This is a genomic window from Shimia sp., assembly GCF_965227725.1.
Taxonomy (GTDB): domain Bacteria; phylum Pseudomonadota; class Alphaproteobacteria; order Rhodobacterales; family Rhodobacteraceae; genus Shimia.
The window spans coordinates 552,833-570,364 of sequence record NZ_CBDDGH010000001.1 but is presented as its reverse complement, the minus strand read 5'-3'; the positions used below and the strand labels follow the sequence as shown (position 1 = coordinate 570,364).

The 17,532-nt window shown below is 56.9% G+C and carries 24 protein-coding genes; all 24 read left to right on the top strand.

Annotation, left to right across the window (positions count from 1 at the left end):
• Positions 1-9: 9 nt before the first annotated feature.
• The 24 genes from rpsH to ACO07T_RS02635 all read left to right on the top strand — a co-directional run bounded on the left by rpsH (position 10) and on the right by ACO07T_RS02635 (position 17,525).
• Complete coding sequence (gene rpsH / locus ACO07T_RS02750; RefSeq protein WP_209064847.1) at positions 10-399, top strand: 30S ribosomal protein S8; 390 nt, start codon at positions 10-12, stop codon at positions 397-399.
• Between the two features lie 10 nt (positions 400-409).
• Positions 410-943, top strand: coding sequence for a 50S ribosomal protein L6 (gene rplF, locus ACO07T_RS02745; protein ID WP_209064849.1), 534 nt, complete (start codon positions 410-412; stop codon positions 941-943).
• An 11-nt stretch (positions 944-954) separates the two neighbouring features.
• Positions 955-1,317, top strand: coding sequence for a 50S ribosomal protein L18 (gene rplR, locus ACO07T_RS02740; RefSeq protein ID WP_209064851.1), 363 nt, complete (start codon positions 955-957; stop codon positions 1,315-1,317).
• Between the two features lie 117 nt (positions 1,318-1,434).
• The gene (gene rpsE, locus ACO07T_RS02735; RefSeq protein WP_209064853.1) at positions 1,435-2,001 is read left to right on the top strand and encodes a 30S ribosomal protein S5; all 567 of its coding nucleotides are present in this window, start codon (positions 1,435-1,437) and stop codon (positions 1,999-2,001) included.
• Positions 2,002-2,014: 13 nt separating this feature from the next.
• Positions 2,015-2,203, top strand: a complete 189-nt coding sequence (gene rpmD, locus ACO07T_RS02730) for a 50S ribosomal protein L30 (protein ID WP_209064855.1) — start codon at positions 2,015-2,017, stop codon at positions 2,201-2,203.
• 331 nt (positions 2,204-2,534) lie between these two features.
• Positions 2,535-2,750 carry a DUF1127 domain-containing protein gene (locus tag ACO07T_RS02725; protein WP_247738831.1) on the top strand — a complete coding sequence of 72 codons (216 nt, stop codon included), beginning with the start codon at positions 2,535-2,537 and terminating at the stop codon, positions 2,748-2,750.
• A 229-nt stretch (positions 2,751-2,979) separates the two neighbouring features.
• Complete coding sequence (locus ACO07T_RS02720) at positions 2,980-3,192, top strand: DUF1127 domain-containing protein (RefSeq protein WP_209064857.1); 213 nt, start codon at positions 2,980-2,982, stop codon at positions 3,190-3,192.
• A 338-nt stretch (positions 3,193-3,530) separates the two neighbouring features.
• The gene (gene rplO, locus ACO07T_RS02715) at positions 3,531-4,004 is read left to right on the top strand and encodes a 50S ribosomal protein L15 (RefSeq protein ID WP_209064859.1); all 474 of its coding nucleotides are present in this window, start codon (positions 3,531-3,533) and stop codon (positions 4,002-4,004) included.
• Between the two features lie 108 nt (positions 4,005-4,112).
• On the top strand, positions 4,113-5,477 hold the full coding sequence (gene secY, locus ACO07T_RS02710) for a preprotein translocase subunit SecY (RefSeq protein ID WP_209064861.1): 1,365 nt from the start codon (positions 4,113-4,115) through the stop codon (positions 5,475-5,477).
• Positions 5,474-6,049: an adenylate kinase gene (locus ACO07T_RS02705; RefSeq protein ID WP_422048167.1), complete on the top strand. Its 576-nt coding sequence runs from the start codon at positions 5,474-5,476 to the stop codon at positions 6,047-6,049. Before secY ends, ACO07T_RS02705 begins: the two co-directional genes overlap by 4 nt.
• 136 nt (positions 6,050-6,185) lie before the next feature.
• On the top strand, positions 6,186-6,770 hold the full coding sequence (locus tag ACO07T_RS02700; protein WP_209084557.1) for a YceI family protein: 585 nt from the start codon (positions 6,186-6,188) through the stop codon (positions 6,768-6,770).
• Between the two features lie 54 nt (positions 6,771-6,824).
• The gene (locus tag ACO07T_RS02695; RefSeq protein ID WP_422048166.1) at positions 6,825-7,199 is read left to right on the top strand and encodes a c-type cytochrome; all 375 of its coding nucleotides are present in this window, start codon (positions 6,825-6,827) and stop codon (positions 7,197-7,199) included.
• Between the two features lie 25 nt (positions 7,200-7,224).
• Positions 7,225-7,761: an RNA polymerase sigma factor gene (locus ACO07T_RS02690; protein ID WP_422048165.1), complete on the top strand. Its 537-nt coding sequence runs from the start codon at positions 7,225-7,227 to the stop codon at positions 7,759-7,761.
• The gene (locus ACO07T_RS02685) at positions 7,751-8,500 is read left to right on the top strand and encodes an anti-sigma factor family protein (protein ID WP_422048164.1); all 750 of its coding nucleotides are present in this window, start codon (positions 7,751-7,753) and stop codon (positions 8,498-8,500) included. The genes ACO07T_RS02690 and ACO07T_RS02685 overlap by 11 nt, the downstream gene beginning before the upstream one ends.
• A gap of 248 nt (positions 8,501-8,748) precedes the next feature.
• Positions 8,749-9,117, top strand: a complete 369-nt coding sequence (gene rpsM / locus ACO07T_RS02680) for a 30S ribosomal protein S13 (protein WP_209064873.1) — start codon at positions 8,749-8,751, stop codon at positions 9,115-9,117.
• 15 nt (positions 9,118-9,132) lie between these two features.
• Complete coding sequence (rpsK, locus tag ACO07T_RS02675; protein WP_209064875.1) at positions 9,133-9,522, top strand: 30S ribosomal protein S11; 390 nt, start codon at positions 9,133-9,135, stop codon at positions 9,520-9,522.
• A 116-nt stretch (positions 9,523-9,638) separates the two neighbouring features.
• Positions 9,639-10,655, top strand: coding sequence for a DNA-directed RNA polymerase subunit alpha (locus tag ACO07T_RS02670; protein WP_209078491.1), 1,017 nt, complete (start codon positions 9,639-9,641; stop codon positions 10,653-10,655).
• Between the two features lie 138 nt (positions 10,656-10,793).
• The gene (gene rplQ / locus ACO07T_RS02665) at positions 10,794-11,213 is read left to right on the top strand and encodes a 50S ribosomal protein L17 (protein ID WP_209064880.1); all 420 of its coding nucleotides are present in this window, start codon (positions 10,794-10,796) and stop codon (positions 11,211-11,213) included.
• Positions 11,214-11,394: 181 nt separating this feature from the next.
• The gene (locus tag ACO07T_RS02660) at positions 11,395-12,567 is read left to right on the top strand and encodes an NAD(P)/FAD-dependent oxidoreductase (RefSeq protein WP_422048163.1); all 1,173 of its coding nucleotides are present in this window, start codon (positions 11,395-11,397) and stop codon (positions 12,565-12,567) included.
• A gap of 111 nt (positions 12,568-12,678) precedes the next feature.
• Positions 12,679-14,061 carry a trypsin-like peptidase domain-containing protein gene (locus tag ACO07T_RS02655; protein ID WP_422048162.1) on the top strand — a complete coding sequence of 461 codons (1,383 nt, stop codon included), beginning with the start codon at positions 12,679-12,681 and terminating at the stop codon, positions 14,059-14,061.
• Between the two features lie 17 nt (positions 14,062-14,078).
• Positions 14,079-15,401, top strand: a complete 1,323-nt coding sequence (locus ACO07T_RS02650; RefSeq protein WP_422048161.1) for a replication-associated recombination protein A — start codon at positions 14,079-14,081, stop codon at positions 15,399-15,401.
• Positions 15,402-15,485: 84 nt separating this feature from the next.
• Positions 15,486-15,875 carry a fluoride efflux transporter CrcB gene (gene crcB / locus ACO07T_RS02645; RefSeq protein ID WP_422048160.1) on the top strand — a complete coding sequence of 130 codons (390 nt, stop codon included), beginning with the start codon at positions 15,486-15,488 and terminating at the stop codon, positions 15,873-15,875.
• Complete coding sequence (locus ACO07T_RS02640; protein ID WP_422048159.1) at positions 15,872-16,918, top strand: RluA family pseudouridine synthase; 1,047 nt, start codon at positions 15,872-15,874, stop codon at positions 16,916-16,918. The genes crcB and ACO07T_RS02640 overlap by 4 nt, the downstream gene beginning before the upstream one ends.
• Before the next feature lie 103 nt (positions 16,919-17,021).
• Positions 17,022-17,525 carry a lactoylglutathione lyase family protein gene (locus tag ACO07T_RS02635; protein ID WP_422048158.1) on the top strand — a complete coding sequence of 168 codons (504 nt, stop codon included), beginning with the start codon at positions 17,022-17,024 and terminating at the stop codon, positions 17,523-17,525.
• Positions 17,526-17,532: the final 7 nt, after the last annotated feature.

Here is a 17,532-nt window from a genome sequence, read left to right as displayed (position 1 = left end):
GAGAACGATATGAACGATCCTATCGGTGATATGCTGACCCGTATCCGTAACGGCCAGATGCGTGGCAAGTCCGTGGTTTCCACCCCGGCGTCCAAGCTGCGTGGCTGGGTTCTGGATGTGCTGGCTGACGAAGGCTACATCCGCGGTTACGAAGCATCTGAAGAGAACGGCCACCCGGCGTTCGAAATCAGCCTGAAGTACTACGAAGGCACTCCTGTTATCCGCGAGCTGAAGCGTGTTTCCACGCCAGGCCGTCGCGTTTACATGAGCGTCAATGACATCCCAACCGTCCGTCAGGGCCTGGGTGTGTCGATTGTCTCCACCTCCAAGGGTGTGATGTCGGATGCAAGCGCACGCTCCAACAATGTTGGCGGCGAAGTGCTCTGCACGGTCTTCTAAGGAGAACGCAATGTCTCGTATTGGTAAAAAACCGGTCGAGCTGCCCAGCGGCGTAACTGCCACTGTCTCCGGCCAGACCATCGAAATCAAAGGTCCGAAGGACACCCAGTCTTTCACTGCAACTGACGATGTCACCCTTGCAGTTGAAGACAACGCTGTGAAAGTGACTCCGCGCGGCATGTCTAAGCGTGCACGTCAGCAGTGGGGCATGTCCCGTACCGTGATCGCCAACATGGTGACCGGTGTGACCACTGGCTTCAAAAAAGAACTCGAAATCAACGGTGTTGGTTATCGTGCGCAGATGCAGGGCACTGTCCTGAAGCTGTCTCTCGGTCTCTCTCACGAAGTGAACTTCGAAGTTCCAGCGGGCATCACCGTGACCGCACCGAAGCCGACACAAATCATCGTTGAAGGTACTGACAGCCAGCTGGTTGGCCAGGTTGCGGCGAACATCCGCGAATGGCGTAAGCCGGAGCCTTACAAAGGCAAGGGCATCAAGTACAAAGACGAATATATCTTCCGCAAGGAAGGTAAGAAGAAGTAAGGACCAGACAGATGGCAAACAGCAAACGGGAACTGTTCCTCAAGCGCCGCCTGCGCGTCCGGAACAAACTTCGCAAGGTCAATGGCGACAGCAAACTGCGCCTGTCCGTTCACCGCAGCAACAAGAACATCAGCGTTCAGCTGATCGACGACCGTGCTGGCGTGACTGTGGCATCCGCATCCAGCCTGGAAAAAGATCTGGGCCTGGTTGGCAAAAACAACATCGAAGCAGCCACCAAGGTTGGTTCTTTGATTGCCGAGCGCGCTGTCAAAGCTGGCGTGACCGAAGCTTATTTCGATCGCGGCGGTTTCCTCTTCCACGGCAAAGTGAAGGCTCTGGCCGAAGCTGCGCGTGAAGGCGGCCTGAAAGTATAAGAACTTGTGGGGGACGTTCGCGTCCCCCCGATGATCCGGGAGGCCAGGCACTTGTGTCTGGTTTCACTGGGATCGGAGTTAAAAGGCGCCTCGCGCCAGTAGATAAAGGAATGCCAAATGGCAGAACGTGAAAACCGCCGGGGCCGCGGTCGCAACCGCGAAGAAGAAACCCCGGAATTCGCAGATCGTCTGGTTGCGATCAACCGCGTGTCCAAAACCACCAAAGGCGGTAAGAACTTTGGCTTCGCTGCTCTGGTAGTTGTTGGCGACCAAAAAGGCCGCGTTGGTTTCGGCAAAGGTAAAGCGAAAGAGGTCCCCGAGGCCATCCGCAAAGCCACCGAGCAAGCCAAGCGTCAAATGATCCGCGTTCCTCTGCGCGAAGGTCGTACTCTGCACCACGACATGGAAGGCCGTCACGGCGCCGGTAAGGTGGTTATGCGTACAGCACCTGAAGGTACTGGTATCATCGCCGGTGGTCCAATGCGTGCCGTTTTCGAAATGCTCGGCGTCAAAGACGTTGTTTCGAAATCCATCGGTTCGCAGAACCCATACAACATGATCCGCGCCACCATCGACGGGCTGAAAAAAGAAGCCAGCCCACGTCAGGTTGCGGCACGTCGTGGCAAGAAAGTTGCTGACATCCTGCGCAAGGATGAAGCACCTGCCGAAGCCGCAGACGCGTAAGGAGTAACGAGACATGGCAAAAACCATCGTTGTAAAGCAGGTCGGTTCGCCGATCCGTCGCCCTCAGGACCAGCGCGCTACGCTGATCGGTCTGGGTCTGAACAAGATGAACCGCACACGTGAGCTGGAAGACACTCCCTCTGTGCGCGGCATGATCCGCAAGGTTTCCCACATGGTGGAAATCATCGAAGAGCGCGACTAAGCCCTTTTTGATCTGAAAATTGAAAGCGCCCTCGGCTCATGCCGGGGGCGTTTTTCGTTAAACTTTGGTTTTTTGACCGGTAGAAAATCCGGCAAAAACTGTGACCTGCAACGATCGCCTCAAGATATTGTGGCGGGTGTCTTCGCCGGCACTGAATAACCATCTCAAAACTGAATGGTTAACATCTCATTGATCGATATTCGTAAACTGCATATCTGAAATGCTATCTTGGGCCTACCTCGATTAAATTATGAGCTCTATGTGAAGCGCGTACTTAAACAGAAACGCGCAATGGCCGAAGTGGCGCACCGGCAGTCAAAGGATAAGTTCCATGCAACATGCACCATCCCTGCATATTGAAGCTGTTGATTTCGTTGGCCGTTTCGCCCGTATGGTCGAATCTTGGCGCCTGAACCAGAAGCGTGCGGCGTCTTATAAAAAGACCGTCAAAGAGCTGAACAAGCTGACGGCCCGTGAGCTTGCAGACGTGGGCCTGACCCGCGGCGATATCGAGTATGTCGCCCGCCGTGGTGCCGCGACTCTCTAAGCGGATACGCTTTCCCGTGAGACTGGCCTCGGACCAAACGTCCGGGGCCTTTGTCGTTTTAACACGTCTTAACACCTCGGTAATGCGCCATGCCAAAGGTGCATATCGGCCAGATCAAACCGTCAATTGTTAGCGTTACCGACGCGATCTATATCGCAGGCACAACCAAAGAAACCAAAACAGCCCGCCGAAAAATACGTTTCGGCATAGATCAAAAGGAGCCACCTCCATGGCAAACGCGAACATTACTCTTACCTCTGGTTCTTCGTTCACTGCGCGCATTCAAGCGGCCGTTGAAGCTTTCAAAGAGGCCCGCATTTTGCGCCAGAAATACCACGCGACTGTACGCGAGCTTTCCGGCATGACCGATCGTGACCTCGCCGATATCGGCATCCTTCGTCACGACATCGCTGAGTTGGCCGAAAAACACGTCTACGGTTAAGGACGCAAACCCTATCAGATGACGCCCTCGCAATTTGCGGGGGCGTTTTGTTTTTTGCGGTCGAACTAACGCACCATCTATGACCCGGAAGGCCGGTCGAACACGTTGGCGTCGTCAATCTTATGCGTGATTGGTCCACCAGGTTCCCTACAGTCTTGCTCTGTGTGTTTAACCGGTAAATGCGCAAGTACAGCGCCAAGGCGGTGCAAGACTTGCATTGCCGAGATGCAGCGTCTATAGCCGCCCGGTGGCGTTTTGCGCGTCATAGAATCAAAACCAAGAAAAGCCGTGTTTGGCCCGATACGCTTCGTGGGTCAGTTCCGGCAAGGAGAAGCGATATGAAACTGCACGAACTGCGCGACAATCCTGGCGCAACTAAGAAACGCATGCGCGTTGGCCGTGGCCCCGGTTCCGGTAAAGGTAAAATGGGTGGCCGTGGTATCAAAGGTCAGAAATCCCGTTCGGGTGTGGCGATCAACGGTTACGAAGGCGGTCAGATGCCATTGTACCAGCGTCTGCCTAAGCGCGGCTTCAACAAGCCAAACCGCAAGGCATTTGCTGTTGTAAACCTGGGCCTGATCCAGAAATTCGTAGACGCCAAGAAACTGGACGCATCTGCAGCGATCACCGAAGACGCTCTGATCGAATCCGGTCTGGTACGTCGAAAGCTGGACGGCATCCGCGTTCTGGCAAAAGGCGAAGTGACCGCCAAGCTGAACATCGAAGTGACCGGTGCTTCCAAAGCAGCCGTTGAAGCTGTCGAAAAAGCAGGCGGCTCCCTGACGGTCAAAACCGCGCCAGCGGCTGAATAAGAGGTTGTGAGCGGGGCATTACCCGCTTACATAATCTTCCAAGTTTTCCTAACGCCGCCAAACCGGAGAACGGTTCTGGCGGCGTTTCCAGTCTAAGAGAGAGCCTAAATGGTATCTGCAGCAGAGCAAATGGCGGCCAACACGAGCTGGGCCGCGCTTGGAAAAGCGACCGATCTGCGCAATCGCATCCTGTTCACGCTGGCATTGCTGATTGTCTATCGTCTTGGCACCTGGATTCCGGTTCCCGGCATCGACGGTGTGGCGCTTCGTGAATTCATGGAGAGCGCAGGCGCAGGGATCGGCGGTATCCTGTCAATGTTCACCGGTGGCGCATTGGGCCGCATGGGGATCTTTGCTCTGGGCATCATGCCTTACATTTCGGCCTCTATCATCGTGCAGCTTCTGGGCTCCATGGTGCCTGCGCTTGAGCAGCTCAAGAAGGAGGGCGAGCAGGGCCGCAAGAAGATGAACCAATACACCCGCTACGGCACGGTGGCATTGGCAACTTTGCAAGCCTACGGCCTCGCGGTCAGCCTTGAGGCAGGTGATCTGGCGACCGATCCGGGCCTGTTCTTCCGCTTCAGCTGTCTGATCACGCTGGTGGGTGGCACCATGTTCCTGATGTGGCTGGGTGAGCAGATCACCGCACGCGGCATCGGCAACGGTATTTCTCTGATCATCTTTGTGGGCATCGTGGCAGAGCTGCCAGCCGCGCTGGCGCAGTTCTTTGTGTCCGGCCGCACTGGCGCTATCAGCGAAGCTGTGATCGTGGGCGTGATCGTGATGGTCATTGCGACGATTGCTTTCGTGGTCTTCATGGAGCGCGCACTGCGTAAGATCCATATTCAGTATCCGCGTCGTCAGGTCGGCATGAAAGTCTATGACGGTGGCTCCAGCCACCTGCCTGTCAAGGTGAACCCAGCGGGCGTGATCCCGGCGATCTTTGCAAGTTCTCTGCTGCTGCTGCCGACAACGATCTCGACCTTCTCCGGCAGCCAGACCGGCCCGATTATGTCCACACTCTTGGCCTACTTCGGCCCCGGACAGCCGCTCTATCTGCTGTTCTTCGTCGGCATGATCGTCTTTTTTGCGTATTTCTATACTTTCAACGTCAGCTTCAAACCCGATGATGTGGCTGACAACCTGAAGAATCAGAACGGCTTTGTTCCCGGTATCCGTCCCGGCAAACGCACCGCGGAATATCTGGAATATGTTGTGAACCGTATTTTGGTGCTCGGATCGGCGTATCTTGCGGCAGTTTGTCTCCTTCCTGAGATTCTGCGTGGCCAGTTTGCGATCCCCTTCTATTTTGGCGGCACTTCGGTTCTGATCGTGGTTTCCGTGACCATGGACACCATTCAACAAGTTCAGAACCATCTGCTGGCCCATCAGTATGAAGGGCTGATCGAAAAATCGCAGCTGCGCGGAAAAGGTAAAAAGCGCGGCGCACGTAAGGGAGCTGCTCGTCGATGAACATTATTTTGCTTGGCCCGCCAGGTGCGGGTAAGGGGACACAAGCAAGTCGTCTCGTAGAGAGCCGCGACATGATCCAACTGTCTACCGGGGATATGCTGCGCGCAGCAAAGACCTCCGGGACTGAAATGGGCAAAATCGTTGCTGAGGTGATGGACCGCGGTGAACTCGTGACCGACGAGATCGTGATCGGCCTGATCCGTGAGCAGCTTGAAGGCGACAAAAAGGGTGGTTTCATCTTTGACGGTTTCCCACGGACACTGGCCCAAGCTGACGCTCTGGCGGAGCTGCTGGCGGAAGTCGGCGAGAAGCTCGATGCGGTGATCGAAATGCAGGTGGATGATGAGGTGCTCGTGCATCGCATCGTCAACCGTGCGAAGGAAGCTGTCGCTGCTGGCGGCACTGCCCGCGCGGACGACAACGAAGACAGCCTGCGCATCCGTCTGATGGAATACTACAAAAAGACGAGCCCGCTGATCGGCTACTACCATGCCAAAGGTGACCTGAGCTCGATTGATGGCTTGGCATCCATGGATGAAGTCGAAGCATCGATTGTGAAAGTGCTGGGCTAAAATCTAAGCTCCAGAATGTTGAAGGCCTCCATGTTCATTGGGGGCCTTTTCTTTTTTTGAAATTTTTTCTGAATAGTTTTCCGTCCTCAAGCGTTGACCTTAGGAATGGGCGATTTTGCCCGGCTTGGAGGAACCGATGAAAGCACTTTTGAAAACCGCAGCTGTTGTGATGGCATTTGCAGGACCGGCCTTTGCCGGTGGGCACGAAACCTGGAAAACCGTGGACGACGAGAGCCTGATTGCCTTTGGTTCGATCAAGAAAAATACGGTTGGTGAGGTCCACACCTTTGATGGCTTGTCGGGATCGGTGAACGAGAAAGGTGCCGTCTCTTTGGCGATCGAACTCTCTTCCGTTGAAACCAACATCGATATCCGCAACGAGCGCATGATCGAGCACGTCTTCAAGGCGGCGGATGCTGTTGCCGAGCTGAAGGGTGAGATCGATTTTGACGAGGTCCATGATCTCGAAATTGGCGCGACAACCGTTGTGGATTTTGAAGGCACTCTTGGCCTTGCAGGCGTGTCAGCGGATGTTGAAGCAGAGCTGTTTGTAGCACGTCTGTCAGAAGATCGCGTACTCGTTACCACTTCTGACATGATTATGCTGTCCACTGCAGATCTGGGGATCGATGCTGGCGTGGACAAGCTGATGGAGCTTGCCAGCTTGCCGGGCATCACCCGCGTAACGCCTGTGTCTGTGCGCATGGTGTTTGAGAAGTAATCACAATAGCCAGAGATGTGGGGTGTGCCCCACATCTCCAGCAGGGAGATGGAAATGCGCAATACAGCAATACTGGCGACCGCACTCGCGCTTTTTGCCACCACCACATTGGCGGACGGGGATGTCAAAAAAGGGAAAAAGGTCTTCAAGAAATGTAAGGCCTGTCACAGCCTGAAGCCAGAGGACAACCGCGTTGGCCCGACGTTATATGGGGTCTTTGGGGCGACCTCCGGATCGGTGGAGGGATTTCGCTACTCCGGCCCGATGACGCAAGCGGGCATCGTCTGGGACACGGAGACCCTCGCGGCGTTTCTGGCCAAGCCCAAAGACGTGGTGCCGGGCACTACCATGGCCTTCCCTGGCCTGAAAAAGCCAGAGCAGATTGACGATCTGTTGGCCTATTTGCAGAGTGAGCTGACGGAGGAATGATGGCTGAAACTGCGAATAGCGCACCATGCTGAACCGTTGGAGAAAACAAAGCGCTGAAGAAGAGGTGGAGGCGGGCCTTCCGGAGGTCTTCCCCCGCATCTGGCGCTATGCGTTTTCGCTGACCGGCTCCAGGGACGGTGCGGATGATCTGGCGCAGGCGGCCTGTCTGCGTGCGATGGAGCAGGCCAGCAAGTTCAGGTCTGGAACACATCTGGATCGCTGGCTGTTTCGTATCACGCATAACCTCTGGATCAGTGAGATCCGCAAGGAGCGCGTGCGCAAGAAGGGCGGGATGCCGATGGTCGATGCCGCGGACATCCCGGACCCAAAGCAGGACCCGGAGCGCGACTATGATCGCCAGGAGGTTTTGAAATCTGTGTTGGATCTGCCGGAGGCACAACGCGCAACCGTGTTTTTGGTGTATATTGAGGGCTACTCCTATAAGGCCGCAGCGGAGATCCTGGACATTCCGCTGGCCACCGTGATGAGCCGCCTTGCCACAGCGCGCGCCAATTTGGGGCGCAAATTCAGAGATCAGAAGGACGTGAGCCGTGCAAGATAGACGTTTCTCAGATGAGGAGCTTGTCGCCTATCTCGATGGCGAAAGTGAGTTCGCTGCGGTGGACCAGATCGAGGCAGCGCTTCAGGATGATGCGGCGCTCAACAAGCGGCTGGATGCTCTGCGGATTGATCTTGGCGCGCTGCAAGATAGCTTTGAGCTTCTGCAGCCATCCCCAGACGCCATAGCAGCCTTGCCAGTGGGGCCAAAGGCGCCTGTGAAGCGGCCTGTGTTTGCCGTTGGCATGGCGGCATGTATTGCGCTGGCCGTTGGATTTGGTCTGGGAAGCTGGAGCACCAATCAGAGCCCCTCGGGGTGGGTGGAATATGTGGCCGCCTACCAAGCGCTCTACACCCATGCGACGCTCGATCACATCTCCCAAAGCCCCGAGCAGCTGCGCGAGGAGCTGGGGCGGGTATCTGCCGCGGTGGGCAAAGACATCGCCCTGGAACAGCTCACGGCCTTGCCCGATGTGGAATACAAGCGCGGGCAGGTGCTCAGTTTTGAAGGGCGGCCGTTGATCCAACTGGCGTTTGCGACTCCTAGCGGTGTGCCGATTGCTCTGTGCATCATCCGAAGTGAAGATGTCGCCAAAACCGAAGAGGCGATGGCGACCATGCGGCTTGAAGGATTGAGTTCGGCTGTGTGGTCAGATGGGGTGCACGACTACGTGCTGATCGGCGGCAAAGAAGATGGCCTTGTACGGCGTATGGGGCAGGCCTTGCAGTCGATGCAGATTTGAAGGAGAAACGCTGGGACGCAGGGAATTTCCGCGTCCCAGAGCCTTTGCTCTGATCCGCTATTGACCGCGGGTCTTTTCCCCCCTATGTCACCTCATCTCTTAACCGAGAATCAATTCTTTGCATTTGGGTCGCACCCAATATGCAAGATCACCTGATCAGCTGAGGCCCGGCCGCATATTGCGTCGGGCTTACGTTGTGAAAAAAGGTTCTGGAACCACGGAACCGCAACGAAAAAGGAAAGTGACACGTGGCACGTATCGCCGGCGTTAACATCCCGACCCACAAACGGGTCCCGATCGCCCTGACTTATATCACTGGCATTGGCCCAGCATCCGCCAAAGAAATCTGCGAATCCGTAAACATCGACGTAACCCGTCGTGTGAACGAACTGTCTGACGCAGAAGTTCTGGCAATCCGTGAGCACATCGATGCGACCTACACCGTTGAAGGTGACCTGCGTCGTGAAGTGCAGATGAACATCAAGCGTCTGATGGACCTGGGCTGCTACCGCGGTCTGCGCCATCGTCGTAACCTCCCGGTCCGCGGTCAGCGTACCCACACCAACGCACGCACCCGTAAAGGTCCTGCGAAGCCGATCGCCGGTAAGAAGAAGTAAGGGAGGGTTTGATCAATGGCACGCGATAAGACTCGTACGAAGAAAAAAGAGCGTAAGAACATCGCCTCCGGCGTTGCGCACGTGAACAGCTCTTTCAACAACACCAAGATCCTGATCTCTGACGTTCAGGGCAACGCGATCTCCTGGTCCTCTGCTGGCACCATGGGCTTCAAGGGCTCCCGTAAGTCCACGCCTTATGCTGCTCAGATGGCTGCAGAAGATGCGGGCAAAAAAGCTCAAGAGCACGGCGTTAAAACGCTGGAAGTGGAAGTTCAGGGCCCAGGTTCTGGCCGTGAATCCGCTCTGCGCGCTCTGGCCGCAATCGGCTTCAACATCACCTCTATCCGTGATGTAACCCCGATCGCTCACAACGGCTGCCGCCCACCAAAGCGTCGCCGCGTCTAAGCGACAGTGAATTACCTTGGGGCCGCGTGTTTCCGCACGGCCCCATTCGTCATTTTTAAACCTCGGGCGTCTGGTTCTTTTTGGAACATGGGAGCTAGACAAGAATGGAGGGACGCATGATCCACAAGAATTGGGCAGAATTGATCAAGCCTACCCAGCTTGAAGTAAAGCCGGGCAACGACCCCGCGCGCCAGGCCACTGTTGTGGCAGAGCCGCTGGAGCGTGGTTTTGGTTTGACACTGGGCAACGCGCTGCGCCGCGTTCTGATGAGCAGCCTGCAAGGCGCTGCCATCACCAGCGTACAGATCGACAATGTTCTGCATGAATTCTCCAGCGTTGCCGGTGTGCGTGAAGACGTGACCGACATCATCCTGAACCTGAAGGGCGTGTCCCTGCGCATGGAAGTGGAAGGCCCTAAGCGTCTGTCCATCAATGCAAAAGGTCCAGGTGTTGTAACGGCTGGTGACATCAGCGACAGCGCTGGTATCGAAGTTCTGAACAAAGACCACGTGATCTGCCACCTCGACGATGGTGCAGACCTCTACGTGGAGCTGACTGTGAACACTGGCAAAGGCTATGTGTCTGCGGACAAAAACAAGCCGGAAGACGCGCCAATCGGCCTGATGCCGATCGATGCGATCTACTCCCCGGTCAAAAAAGTGTCCTACGACGTTCAGCCGACCCGTGAAGGTCAGGTTCTGGACTATGACAAGCTGACCATGAAGATCGACACCGACGGTTCGATCACACCTGAAGACGCCGTGGCTTATGCTGCGCGTATCCTTCAGGATCAGCTGTCCATCTTCGTGAACTTTGATGAGCCTGAATCTGCTGGCCGTCAGGAAGAAGATGATGGTCTGGAGTTCAACCCGCTTCTGCTGAAGAAAGTGGACGAGCTGGAACTGTCTGTGCGTTCTGCAAACTGCCTGAAGAACGACAACATCGTTTACATCGGTGATCTGATCCAGAAAACCGAAGCAGAGATGCTGCGCACACCGAACTTCGGTCGCAAGTCTCTGAACGAGATCAAAGAAGTGCTGTCCGGCATGGGGCTGCACCTCGGCATGGACGTTGAGGACTGGCCACCAGACAACATCGAAGATCTGGCCAAGAAGTTCGAAGACAACTTCTAAGGTTTTGGGCGGGGGGCGACCCCGCCCGTCTTACAAATGCCCGGACCTGCCGGGGAAAGCTGGGCCAAGCGCCCCAAGGTGAACCGGTGACACGCATCACTGGTCTGACAAAGCAAAACGCGAATTAGGAGAAATCAAATGCGTCATGCTCGTGGCTATCGCCGCCTGAACCGTACTCACGAACACCGTAAAGCTCTGTTTGCCAACATGGCGGGCTCTTTGATCGAACACGAACAGATCAAGACCACCCTGCCAAAGGCAAAAGAACTGCGTCCGATCGTTGAAAAACTGATCACCCTTGCAAAGCGCGGCGACCTGCACGCGCGTCGTCAGGCAGCTGCTCGTCTGAAAGAAGACCAGTATGTTGCAAAACTGTTCGACGTTCTGGGCCCACGCTACGCAGAGCGTAAAGGTGGTTACATCCGCATCATGAAAGCCGGCTTCCGCTATGGCGACATGGCACCGATGGCAATCATCGAATTCGTGGACCGTGACGTTGATGCAAAAGGCGCGGCCGACAAGGCTCGCGTGGCAGCTGAAGAAGCCGCCGAAGAATAAATCCCATTCGGAACAACCGAATGACTGGACCCCCGCCATTTTGGTGGGGGTCTTTTTTTGTCCGTTTGCTGCCGACGCTGGATTTGAATTATGCGATGGTCTTCCGCTGTTTGTGGCGGCATGGTGCGCCAAAGACTGAGTGATCGGATGGAAAGATCACGGAACAGGAAGGGGCGGCGGGATGAGCGCGGATGTGATTGTGGTTGGCGCAGGCCCTTGGGGCAGTGCATGTGCGCGTCATCTGAGTGAAATGGGTCTTGCCACCGTCCTTGTTGGGCCGGATGAGCCGCAGGACGCTTCAAGCCACACCGGCGTCTTTGCCAGCCACTATGATGAGGCACGGATCACCCGCCGTCTGGCGAGTGATGCGGATTGGTCCCGATTGGCGCAGGCCTCAATGGCGCGTTATGCAGACATGGAGGCGCGCAGCGGGCATCGGTTTCACGCCCCTGTTGGGGCGCTTATGGTTGGTGCGAGCAGCGGTTTTGGATCGGAGTTCCTGACAAAAACGCTGGAGGTGGCTCAGAGCGAAGGGTTTGCCTTTCAGGCCTTCTCCGGTGGAACTCTCGCAGAGAGGTTTCCCTATTTGTCTTTTCCGGAAGGGACTTCGGCGCTCTATGAGGAGGATGGCGGCGGCTGGATCAATCCGCGCCAACACGTCTTGGCTGAAATCGCGCTTGCAACGCAAAGTGGCGCGCAGTTGATACGCAGCGAAGCTGTGCGTATTTCTGAAGGGGCGGATGCGGTCACCGTTCACTGCGCGGACGGTACGGAAGTCACGGGTCAGAAAGTGGTGGTGGCCTGTGGTGCTTTTTCCAAGGCTGCAGACCTGCTGCCAGACCCGGTGCCTTTGCGGGTCTATGCACGCACGGTTGCCTTTCTCGAGATCGACGCTGCAGAAACACAGCGGCTGCAGGATATGCCGTCTTTTGTCTACGTCCCGCCTGGAACGGACCGCGACACCTATGTTTTGCCACCGGTGCGCTATCCTGATGGCAAAACCTACCTCAAAATTGGGGGGGATCCGGAGGATCATGAGCTTCACACTGTTGACGACATGAAGGCATGGTTCCGCAGCGGGGGGGACGCAGGTGTTGCAGCGCTGCTTGCTGATCAGTTGCGAGATTTGATGCCGGGGTTGCGGCTTGAAAGCGTTTCACACGGCAGCTGTGTGACTTGCTTCACGCCAAAGGGGGCTCCGTTGATCTATCCGCAAACAGATCGCGTGTTTGCCCTGATGGGCGGCAACGGTGCGGGGGCGAAATGTGCAGATGAGGTTGGGCGCCTTGGTGCTTTGCTGGTGTCCGGACAGGGGCTACCAACTGGGCAATATCAAAGCGATTTTCGCCCTTAAAACCGAGGACTTTCGGGAGCTTAGGCCGTCGCATATGCGGCGACCTTCCGGCCTTGCATTTTCAAGAGGCGCTGGCCATATCTTGGGCACATTACAAACAAAGGAAGACGCATGATCCGCGCTGCTTTGATCGCGCTTGCAGTTGGTCTCTCAACCACCGCAGTCGCCGAAACGAAAATCCCGCAAACGCAGAGTGACATCGCCTTCGGATTTGCGCCCTTGGTGAAACAGGCGGCACCGGCCGTCGTAAACATTTTTGCCAAGCGGGTCGTGCAGGCGCGGCAAAGCCCGTTTTCGGGTGACCCGTTTTTTGATCAGTTTTTTCGCAACTTCAGCAGCCCCCAGCCCCGCGTGGAGAACTCGCTTGGCTCCGGTGTGATCCTCTCAGAAGACGGCATTGTGGTGTCCAACTATCACGTGGTCGGCATGTCCACGGATATTCGCGTGCAACTCAATGACCGCAGCGAATACACCGCAGAGGTGTTGCTTGCGGATGAGGAAAGCGACCTGGCGATCCTGAAGCTGAACGATGCTGAAGGCCTACCGTTCCTGCGCTTGAGAGACAGCGACAACGTGGATGTCGGCGAGCTGGTCATGGCGATTGGCAACCCCTTTGGTGTCGGGCAGACCGTGACCAGCGGGATTGTGTCGGGCCTTGCGCGCTCTGGCGTGGCAACCGGAAATGCGCGCGGATATTTCATTCAGACCGATGCAGCCATCAACCCGGGCAACTCCGGGGGCGCGTTGGTTGATGTGAATGGCGACCTGATCGGCATCAACACCTCCATTCTGACACGTTCCGGCGGATCCAATGGCATTGGCTTTGCAATACCCGCGCGCCTTGTGGCGCAGTTTGTGGATCAGGCCCGCGGAGGTTTTGAAAGCTTTCAGCGCCCCTGGGCTGGCATGTTTGGCCAGCCTGTTGACGCGGATATGGCCGAAGGGCTTGGTCTGGACCGCGCCGGCGGTATCGTGATCACCGACCTGCATGCCGTCAGCCCGTTTCTGCAGGCAGAGTTTGAACCAGGGGACGTGATCTTGGAGCTGGATGGCCAGCCCGTGAACACGCCCGCGGAAATGATCTTCCGCATGTCGGTCGCTGGATTGGGCAGTGAAGTTGATGTTTTGATGGTGCGCGAAGGGGCCGAGCAGACCCGCAAGGTCAAAATGGCAATCGCCCCGGAAACCCCGCCGCGCGATCAACTGACCACAGGCCGTCGGGCTGCGATCCCGGATCTGGTGATTTCAAATATCAACCCGGCGGTTCTTAGCAGCTTTGGTCTGCCGTTGAGCGCAGAAGGGGTGATCGTCGAGAACCCCGGCGAAATTGGTGCGCGTTTGGGGTTACGCCCGGGTGATGTGTTGCGAGTGATTGACGGCAAAGACATTCTCACCACCTCTGATGCCGACAAGGCTTTGCGCGCTGTGCGCAACAGGCTTACGTTGGAAGTTCAACGCGGCACCCAGCGGTTGGTGATGCGGTTCCGACTCTAAAGGCGCAAGGGCATCTGATGGCCGATCTTTTTGACTCTCCAGCAGCGGACATTCCCGCGGCACCTGTTGCCGACGCGTCCCGGCCTTTGGCGGACCGGTTGCGCCCGCAAGCGCTCTCTGAGGTGATCGGGCAGGCGCAGGTTTTGGGGGCAGAGGCGCCATTGGGCGTGATGTTGTCCTCTGGCTCTTTGTCATCGCTGGTGTTCTGGGGGCCGCCCGGTGTCGGCAAGACCACGATTGCGCGGCTTCTTGCGGATGAGACGGACCTGCATTTTGTGCAGATCAGTGCGATTTTCACAGGTGTTCCGGAGCTGCGCAAAGTCTTTGAGGCGGCCAAGATCCGTCGCCAAAACGGGCAGGGCACGCTGTTGTTTGTTGATGAGATCCATCGCTTCAACAAAGCTCAGCAGGACGGATTTTTGCCGCATATGGAAGACGGTACAATCCTGCTGGTCGGCGCAACCACCGAAAACCCGTCTTTTGAGCTCAATGCCGCGCTTTTGAGCCGCTCACAGGTGTTGGTGCTGGAGCGTCTGAGCCTCGCGGATCTGGAACGGTTGGCACAAAGGGCGGAACAAGAGCTCGGCAAAGCACTGCCTCTGGACGGGCTGGCGCGTGAGGCGCTGCTTGAGATGGCCGATGGGGACGGTCGCGTGCTTCTCAATCTGGTTGAGCAGGTGGCGGCTTGGACTGTGAATGGCAAGCTGGACAGTGAGGCTTTGGCCACGCGGCTGATGCGGCGCGCTGCAAAATACGACAAGTCCGGTGACGAGCATTACAACCTCATATCCGCGCTGCATAAATCGGTGCGAGGATCTGATCCTGATGCCGCGCTTTATTGGTTTGCGCGGATGCTGGAGGGGGGCGAAGATCCTCGGTTTCTGGCCCGGCGCATCACACGCATGGCGTGCGAAGACATCGCTTTGGCGGATCCACAGGCGCAGGGTGTCTGTTTGAATGCCTGGGAGACATATGAGCGTTTGGGCAGCCCCGAGGGGGAGCTGGCGCTCGCGCAGGCCGTGATCTACCTGGCCCTCGCGCCAAAAACCAACGCGGGGTATGCGGCCTACAAGGCGGCGCGGGCCTTGGCGAAACAGACAGGCTCTGAGCCGCCGCCCAAGCATATTCTGAACGCGCCTACCTCGCTAATGGCAGAGCAGGGCTATGGAGCGGGCTACCAGTATGATCATGATGCCGAACATGGGTTTTCCGGGCAGAATTACTTCCCGGAAGGGCTCAAGCGGCCTGTTCTCTATACGCCGGTGGAGCGCGGCTATGAGCGCGAGTTAAAAAGGCGTCTCGACTATTTTGCGAAGCTGCGCAGCCAGCGAGGCAGCTGAGGCACCAGTTGAGCGCGGGAAATTTCACGCGGGAAAAAGGCTTGTTTTCTTGACATTGGGCGTGGAAGGGCAGAGAGACGCCGGATGATTTTGAACCTCACATATGTGGCTGTCGGTGGCGCGATTGGTGCCGCCCTGCGCTATCTGGTCGGGCTGGGCGTTGTGCGCCTGGTCGGGCAGGGGTTCTGGAATGGCTTTCCGCTGGCGATTATCACGGTAAACGTCATTGGCTACTTTTTGATGGGGGCGTTTGTCGTGGTGGCGGCGCAGCGTGGCCTGACGCATTATTCGCCTCTGGTGATGACCGGGCTGCTGGGCGGTTTCACCACGTTTTCGGCGTTCTCGCTTGAGACAGTGACGCTGGTGGAACGCGGGGACTATGGCGCGGCTGCAATCTATGTGGCGGTTTCGGTGATCGGTGCGGTGGGCGCGCTGATGCTAGGTATGATTTTGACGAGAGGGCTTTTGGCATGAGCCGGGTGCAGACTGTGACCGTGGAAGCGGGCGAAGGGGATCAACGGCTGGACCGCTGGTTCAAGCGCAAGTTTGCCCATGTTGGGCAGGGGCAGATCGAAAAGATGTGCCGCAAAGGTGAGATCCGCGTGGATGGGGGGCGTGTGAAGGCCAATACCCGTCTGGAAGAGGGGCAGTCTGTGCGCGTGCCGCCGCTGCCAGCTCCGGGGGAGAAACCTGCAGCACCCGCAAAAACGCGTGTGTCAGCTGCTGACGAGAAACTGATCCAGAGCTGTATCATTTACCGTGATGATCAGATCATCGCGCTGAACAAACCGCCAGGGCTGCCAACACAGGGCGGCAGCAAGCAGACCCGCCATGTGGATGGCTTGGCAGAGGCGCTGAAGTTCGGCTTTGAGGAAAAACCACGGCTGGTGCACCGTCTGGACAAAGACACCTCCGGCGTCTTGCTGCTGGCGCGCACGCGCCAAGTGGCGCAGGCTCTGACAGAGGCGATGCGGCACAAACAGACACGCAAAATCTACTGGGCGGTCGTGGCGGGGGTGCCAACGCCGTATCTCGGCGAAATCAAATATGGTTTGGTCAAAGCCGGTGGTCATGGCGCACGTGGCGAGGGCGAGAAGATGATCGCCGTGCACCCGCGCGAAGTCGAGCGCACTCCGGGTGCCAAACGTGCCATCACCCAATACGCCACTTTGTATCGTGTCGCGGGCCGCGCCGCTTGGGTGGCGATGGAGCCCATCACCGGGCGGACACACCAGCTGCGCGCCCATATGGCGGAGATCGGTCATCCCATTGTTGGCGATGGGAAATATGGCGGCTCCGGTCAGGAAAACCTCGGCGATGGCTGGGGCGCGAAGCTTGGCGGGATCATCTCCAACAAACTGCATCTGCACGCGCGCAGCATGACGTTTGAGCATCCTGTGACCCGCAAGCAGGTCACCGTCACGGCTGAGTTGCCGGAGCATATGGCCCACACTTGGGACACCTTTGGCTGGTCTGAGGACCTTGCCGCGGATGATCCGTTTGAAAGCCTGCGCTAAGGCGGTTTCATCCTCTCTTTGATATGGTGCGTATCAGCTGACATGGCATGCCTGAGGCATTCCATGACGTTTTTGATACGCATCTATTTGAAAGGAGAGGCTCATGCCGGCTGTATCGTTTTCCCATATTGGTATCACTGTACCCGATCTTGACCGCGCCGTTGAGTTTTACACCAAGGCCTTTGATCTCTATCTGCTGATGCCGCCCAGCGAGGTGCTGCAGGACAGCAGCGCGATTGGTGAGATGTGTGATGATGTGTTCGGCCCCGGTTGGGGCCGTTTTCGTATCGCGCATTTGTCGACCGGAGATGGCGTCGGCATCGAGTTGTTTGAATTCCCCAAGACCGACGATGCGCCCCCGCCATTTGACTATTGGAAACCAGGGATATTTCACTTCTGCTTGCAGGACAGCGATTTGGAAGAGCGGGTGAAACGGATCGAGGCCCTTGGCGGCAAGCAACGCATGCAGCAGGTGCGGTACTATTATCCCGACCAGAAGCCTTACCGCATGGTCTATTGCGAGGATCCGTTTGGCAATCTGGTTGAGCTCTATAGCCACTCTTACGAGCTGACCTATTCCTCCGGTGCCTATGCGGAGGATGCTTGACCTTCTG

What these genes read in the sequence shown, in the direction of transcription:
- rpsH (WP_209064847.1), top strand. Translation starts at nt 10, where the DNA reads ATGAACGATCCTATCGGTGATATGCTGACCCGTATCCGTAACGGCCAG.
- ACO07T_RS02635 (WP_422048158.1), top strand. Translation starts at nt 17,022, where the DNA reads ATGCCGGCTGTATCGTTTTCCCATATTGGTATCACTGTACCCGATCTT.
- ACO07T_RS02650 (WP_422048161.1), top strand. Translation starts at nt 14,079, where the DNA reads ATGGCCGATCTTTTTGACTCTCCAGCAGCGGACATTCCCGCGGCACCT.
- rplO (WP_209064859.1), top strand. Translation starts at nt 3,531, where the DNA reads ATGAAACTGCACGAACTGCGCGACAATCCTGGCGCAACTAAGAAACGC.
- rpsE (WP_209064853.1), top strand. Translation starts at nt 1,435, where the DNA reads ATGGCAGAACGTGAAAACCGCCGGGGCCGCGGTCGCAACCGCGAAGAA.
- ACO07T_RS02655 (WP_422048162.1), top strand. Translation starts at nt 12,679, where the DNA reads ATGATCCGCGCTGCTTTGATCGCGCTTGCAGTTGGTCTCTCAACCACC.
- rplR (WP_209064851.1), top strand. Translation starts at nt 955, where the DNA reads ATGGCAAACAGCAAACGGGAACTGTTCCTCAAGCGCCGCCTGCGCGTC.
- ACO07T_RS02705 (WP_422048167.1), top strand. Translation starts at nt 5,474, where the DNA reads ATGAACATTATTTTGCTTGGCCCGCCAGGTGCGGGTAAGGGGACACAA.
- ACO07T_RS02690 (WP_422048165.1), top strand. Translation starts at nt 7,225, where the DNA reads ATGCTGAACCGTTGGAGAAAACAAAGCGCTGAAGAAGAGGTGGAGGCG.
- ACO07T_RS02725 (WP_247738831.1), top strand. Translation starts at nt 2,535, where the DNA reads ATGCAACATGCACCATCCCTGCATATTGAAGCTGTTGATTTCGTTGGC.
- rplQ (WP_209064880.1), top strand. Translation starts at nt 10,794, where the DNA reads ATGCGTCATGCTCGTGGCTATCGCCGCCTGAACCGTACTCACGAACAC.
- ACO07T_RS02695 (WP_422048166.1), top strand. Translation starts at nt 6,825, where the DNA reads ATGCGCAATACAGCAATACTGGCGACCGCACTCGCGCTTTTTGCCACC.
- secY (WP_209064861.1), top strand. Translation starts at nt 4,113, where the DNA reads ATGGTATCTGCAGCAGAGCAAATGGCGGCCAACACGAGCTGGGCCGCG.
- rpsK (WP_209064875.1), top strand. Translation starts at nt 9,133, where the DNA reads ATGGCACGCGATAAGACTCGTACGAAGAAAAAAGAGCGTAAGAACATC.
- crcB (WP_422048160.1), top strand. Translation starts at nt 15,486, where the DNA reads ATGATTTTGAACCTCACATATGTGGCTGTCGGTGGCGCGATTGGTGCC.
- rplF (WP_209064849.1), top strand. Translation starts at nt 410, where the DNA reads ATGTCTCGTATTGGTAAAAAACCGGTCGAGCTGCCCAGCGGCGTAACT.
- ACO07T_RS02660 (WP_422048163.1), top strand. Translation starts at nt 11,395, where the DNA reads ATGAGCGCGGATGTGATTGTGGTTGGCGCAGGCCCTTGGGGCAGTGCA.
- rpmD (WP_209064855.1), top strand. Translation starts at nt 2,015, where the DNA reads ATGGCAAAAACCATCGTTGTAAAGCAGGTCGGTTCGCCGATCCGTCGC.
- ACO07T_RS02670 (WP_209078491.1), top strand. Translation starts at nt 9,639, where the DNA reads ATGATCCACAAGAATTGGGCAGAATTGATCAAGCCTACCCAGCTTGAA.
- ACO07T_RS02640 (WP_422048159.1), top strand. Translation starts at nt 15,872, where the DNA reads ATGAGCCGGGTGCAGACTGTGACCGTGGAAGCGGGCGAAGGGGATCAA.
- ACO07T_RS02700 (WP_209084557.1), top strand. Translation starts at nt 6,186, where the DNA reads ATGAAAGCACTTTTGAAAACCGCAGCTGTTGTGATGGCATTTGCAGGA.
- ACO07T_RS02720 (WP_209064857.1), top strand. Translation starts at nt 2,980, where the DNA reads ATGGCAAACGCGAACATTACTCTTACCTCTGGTTCTTCGTTCACTGCG.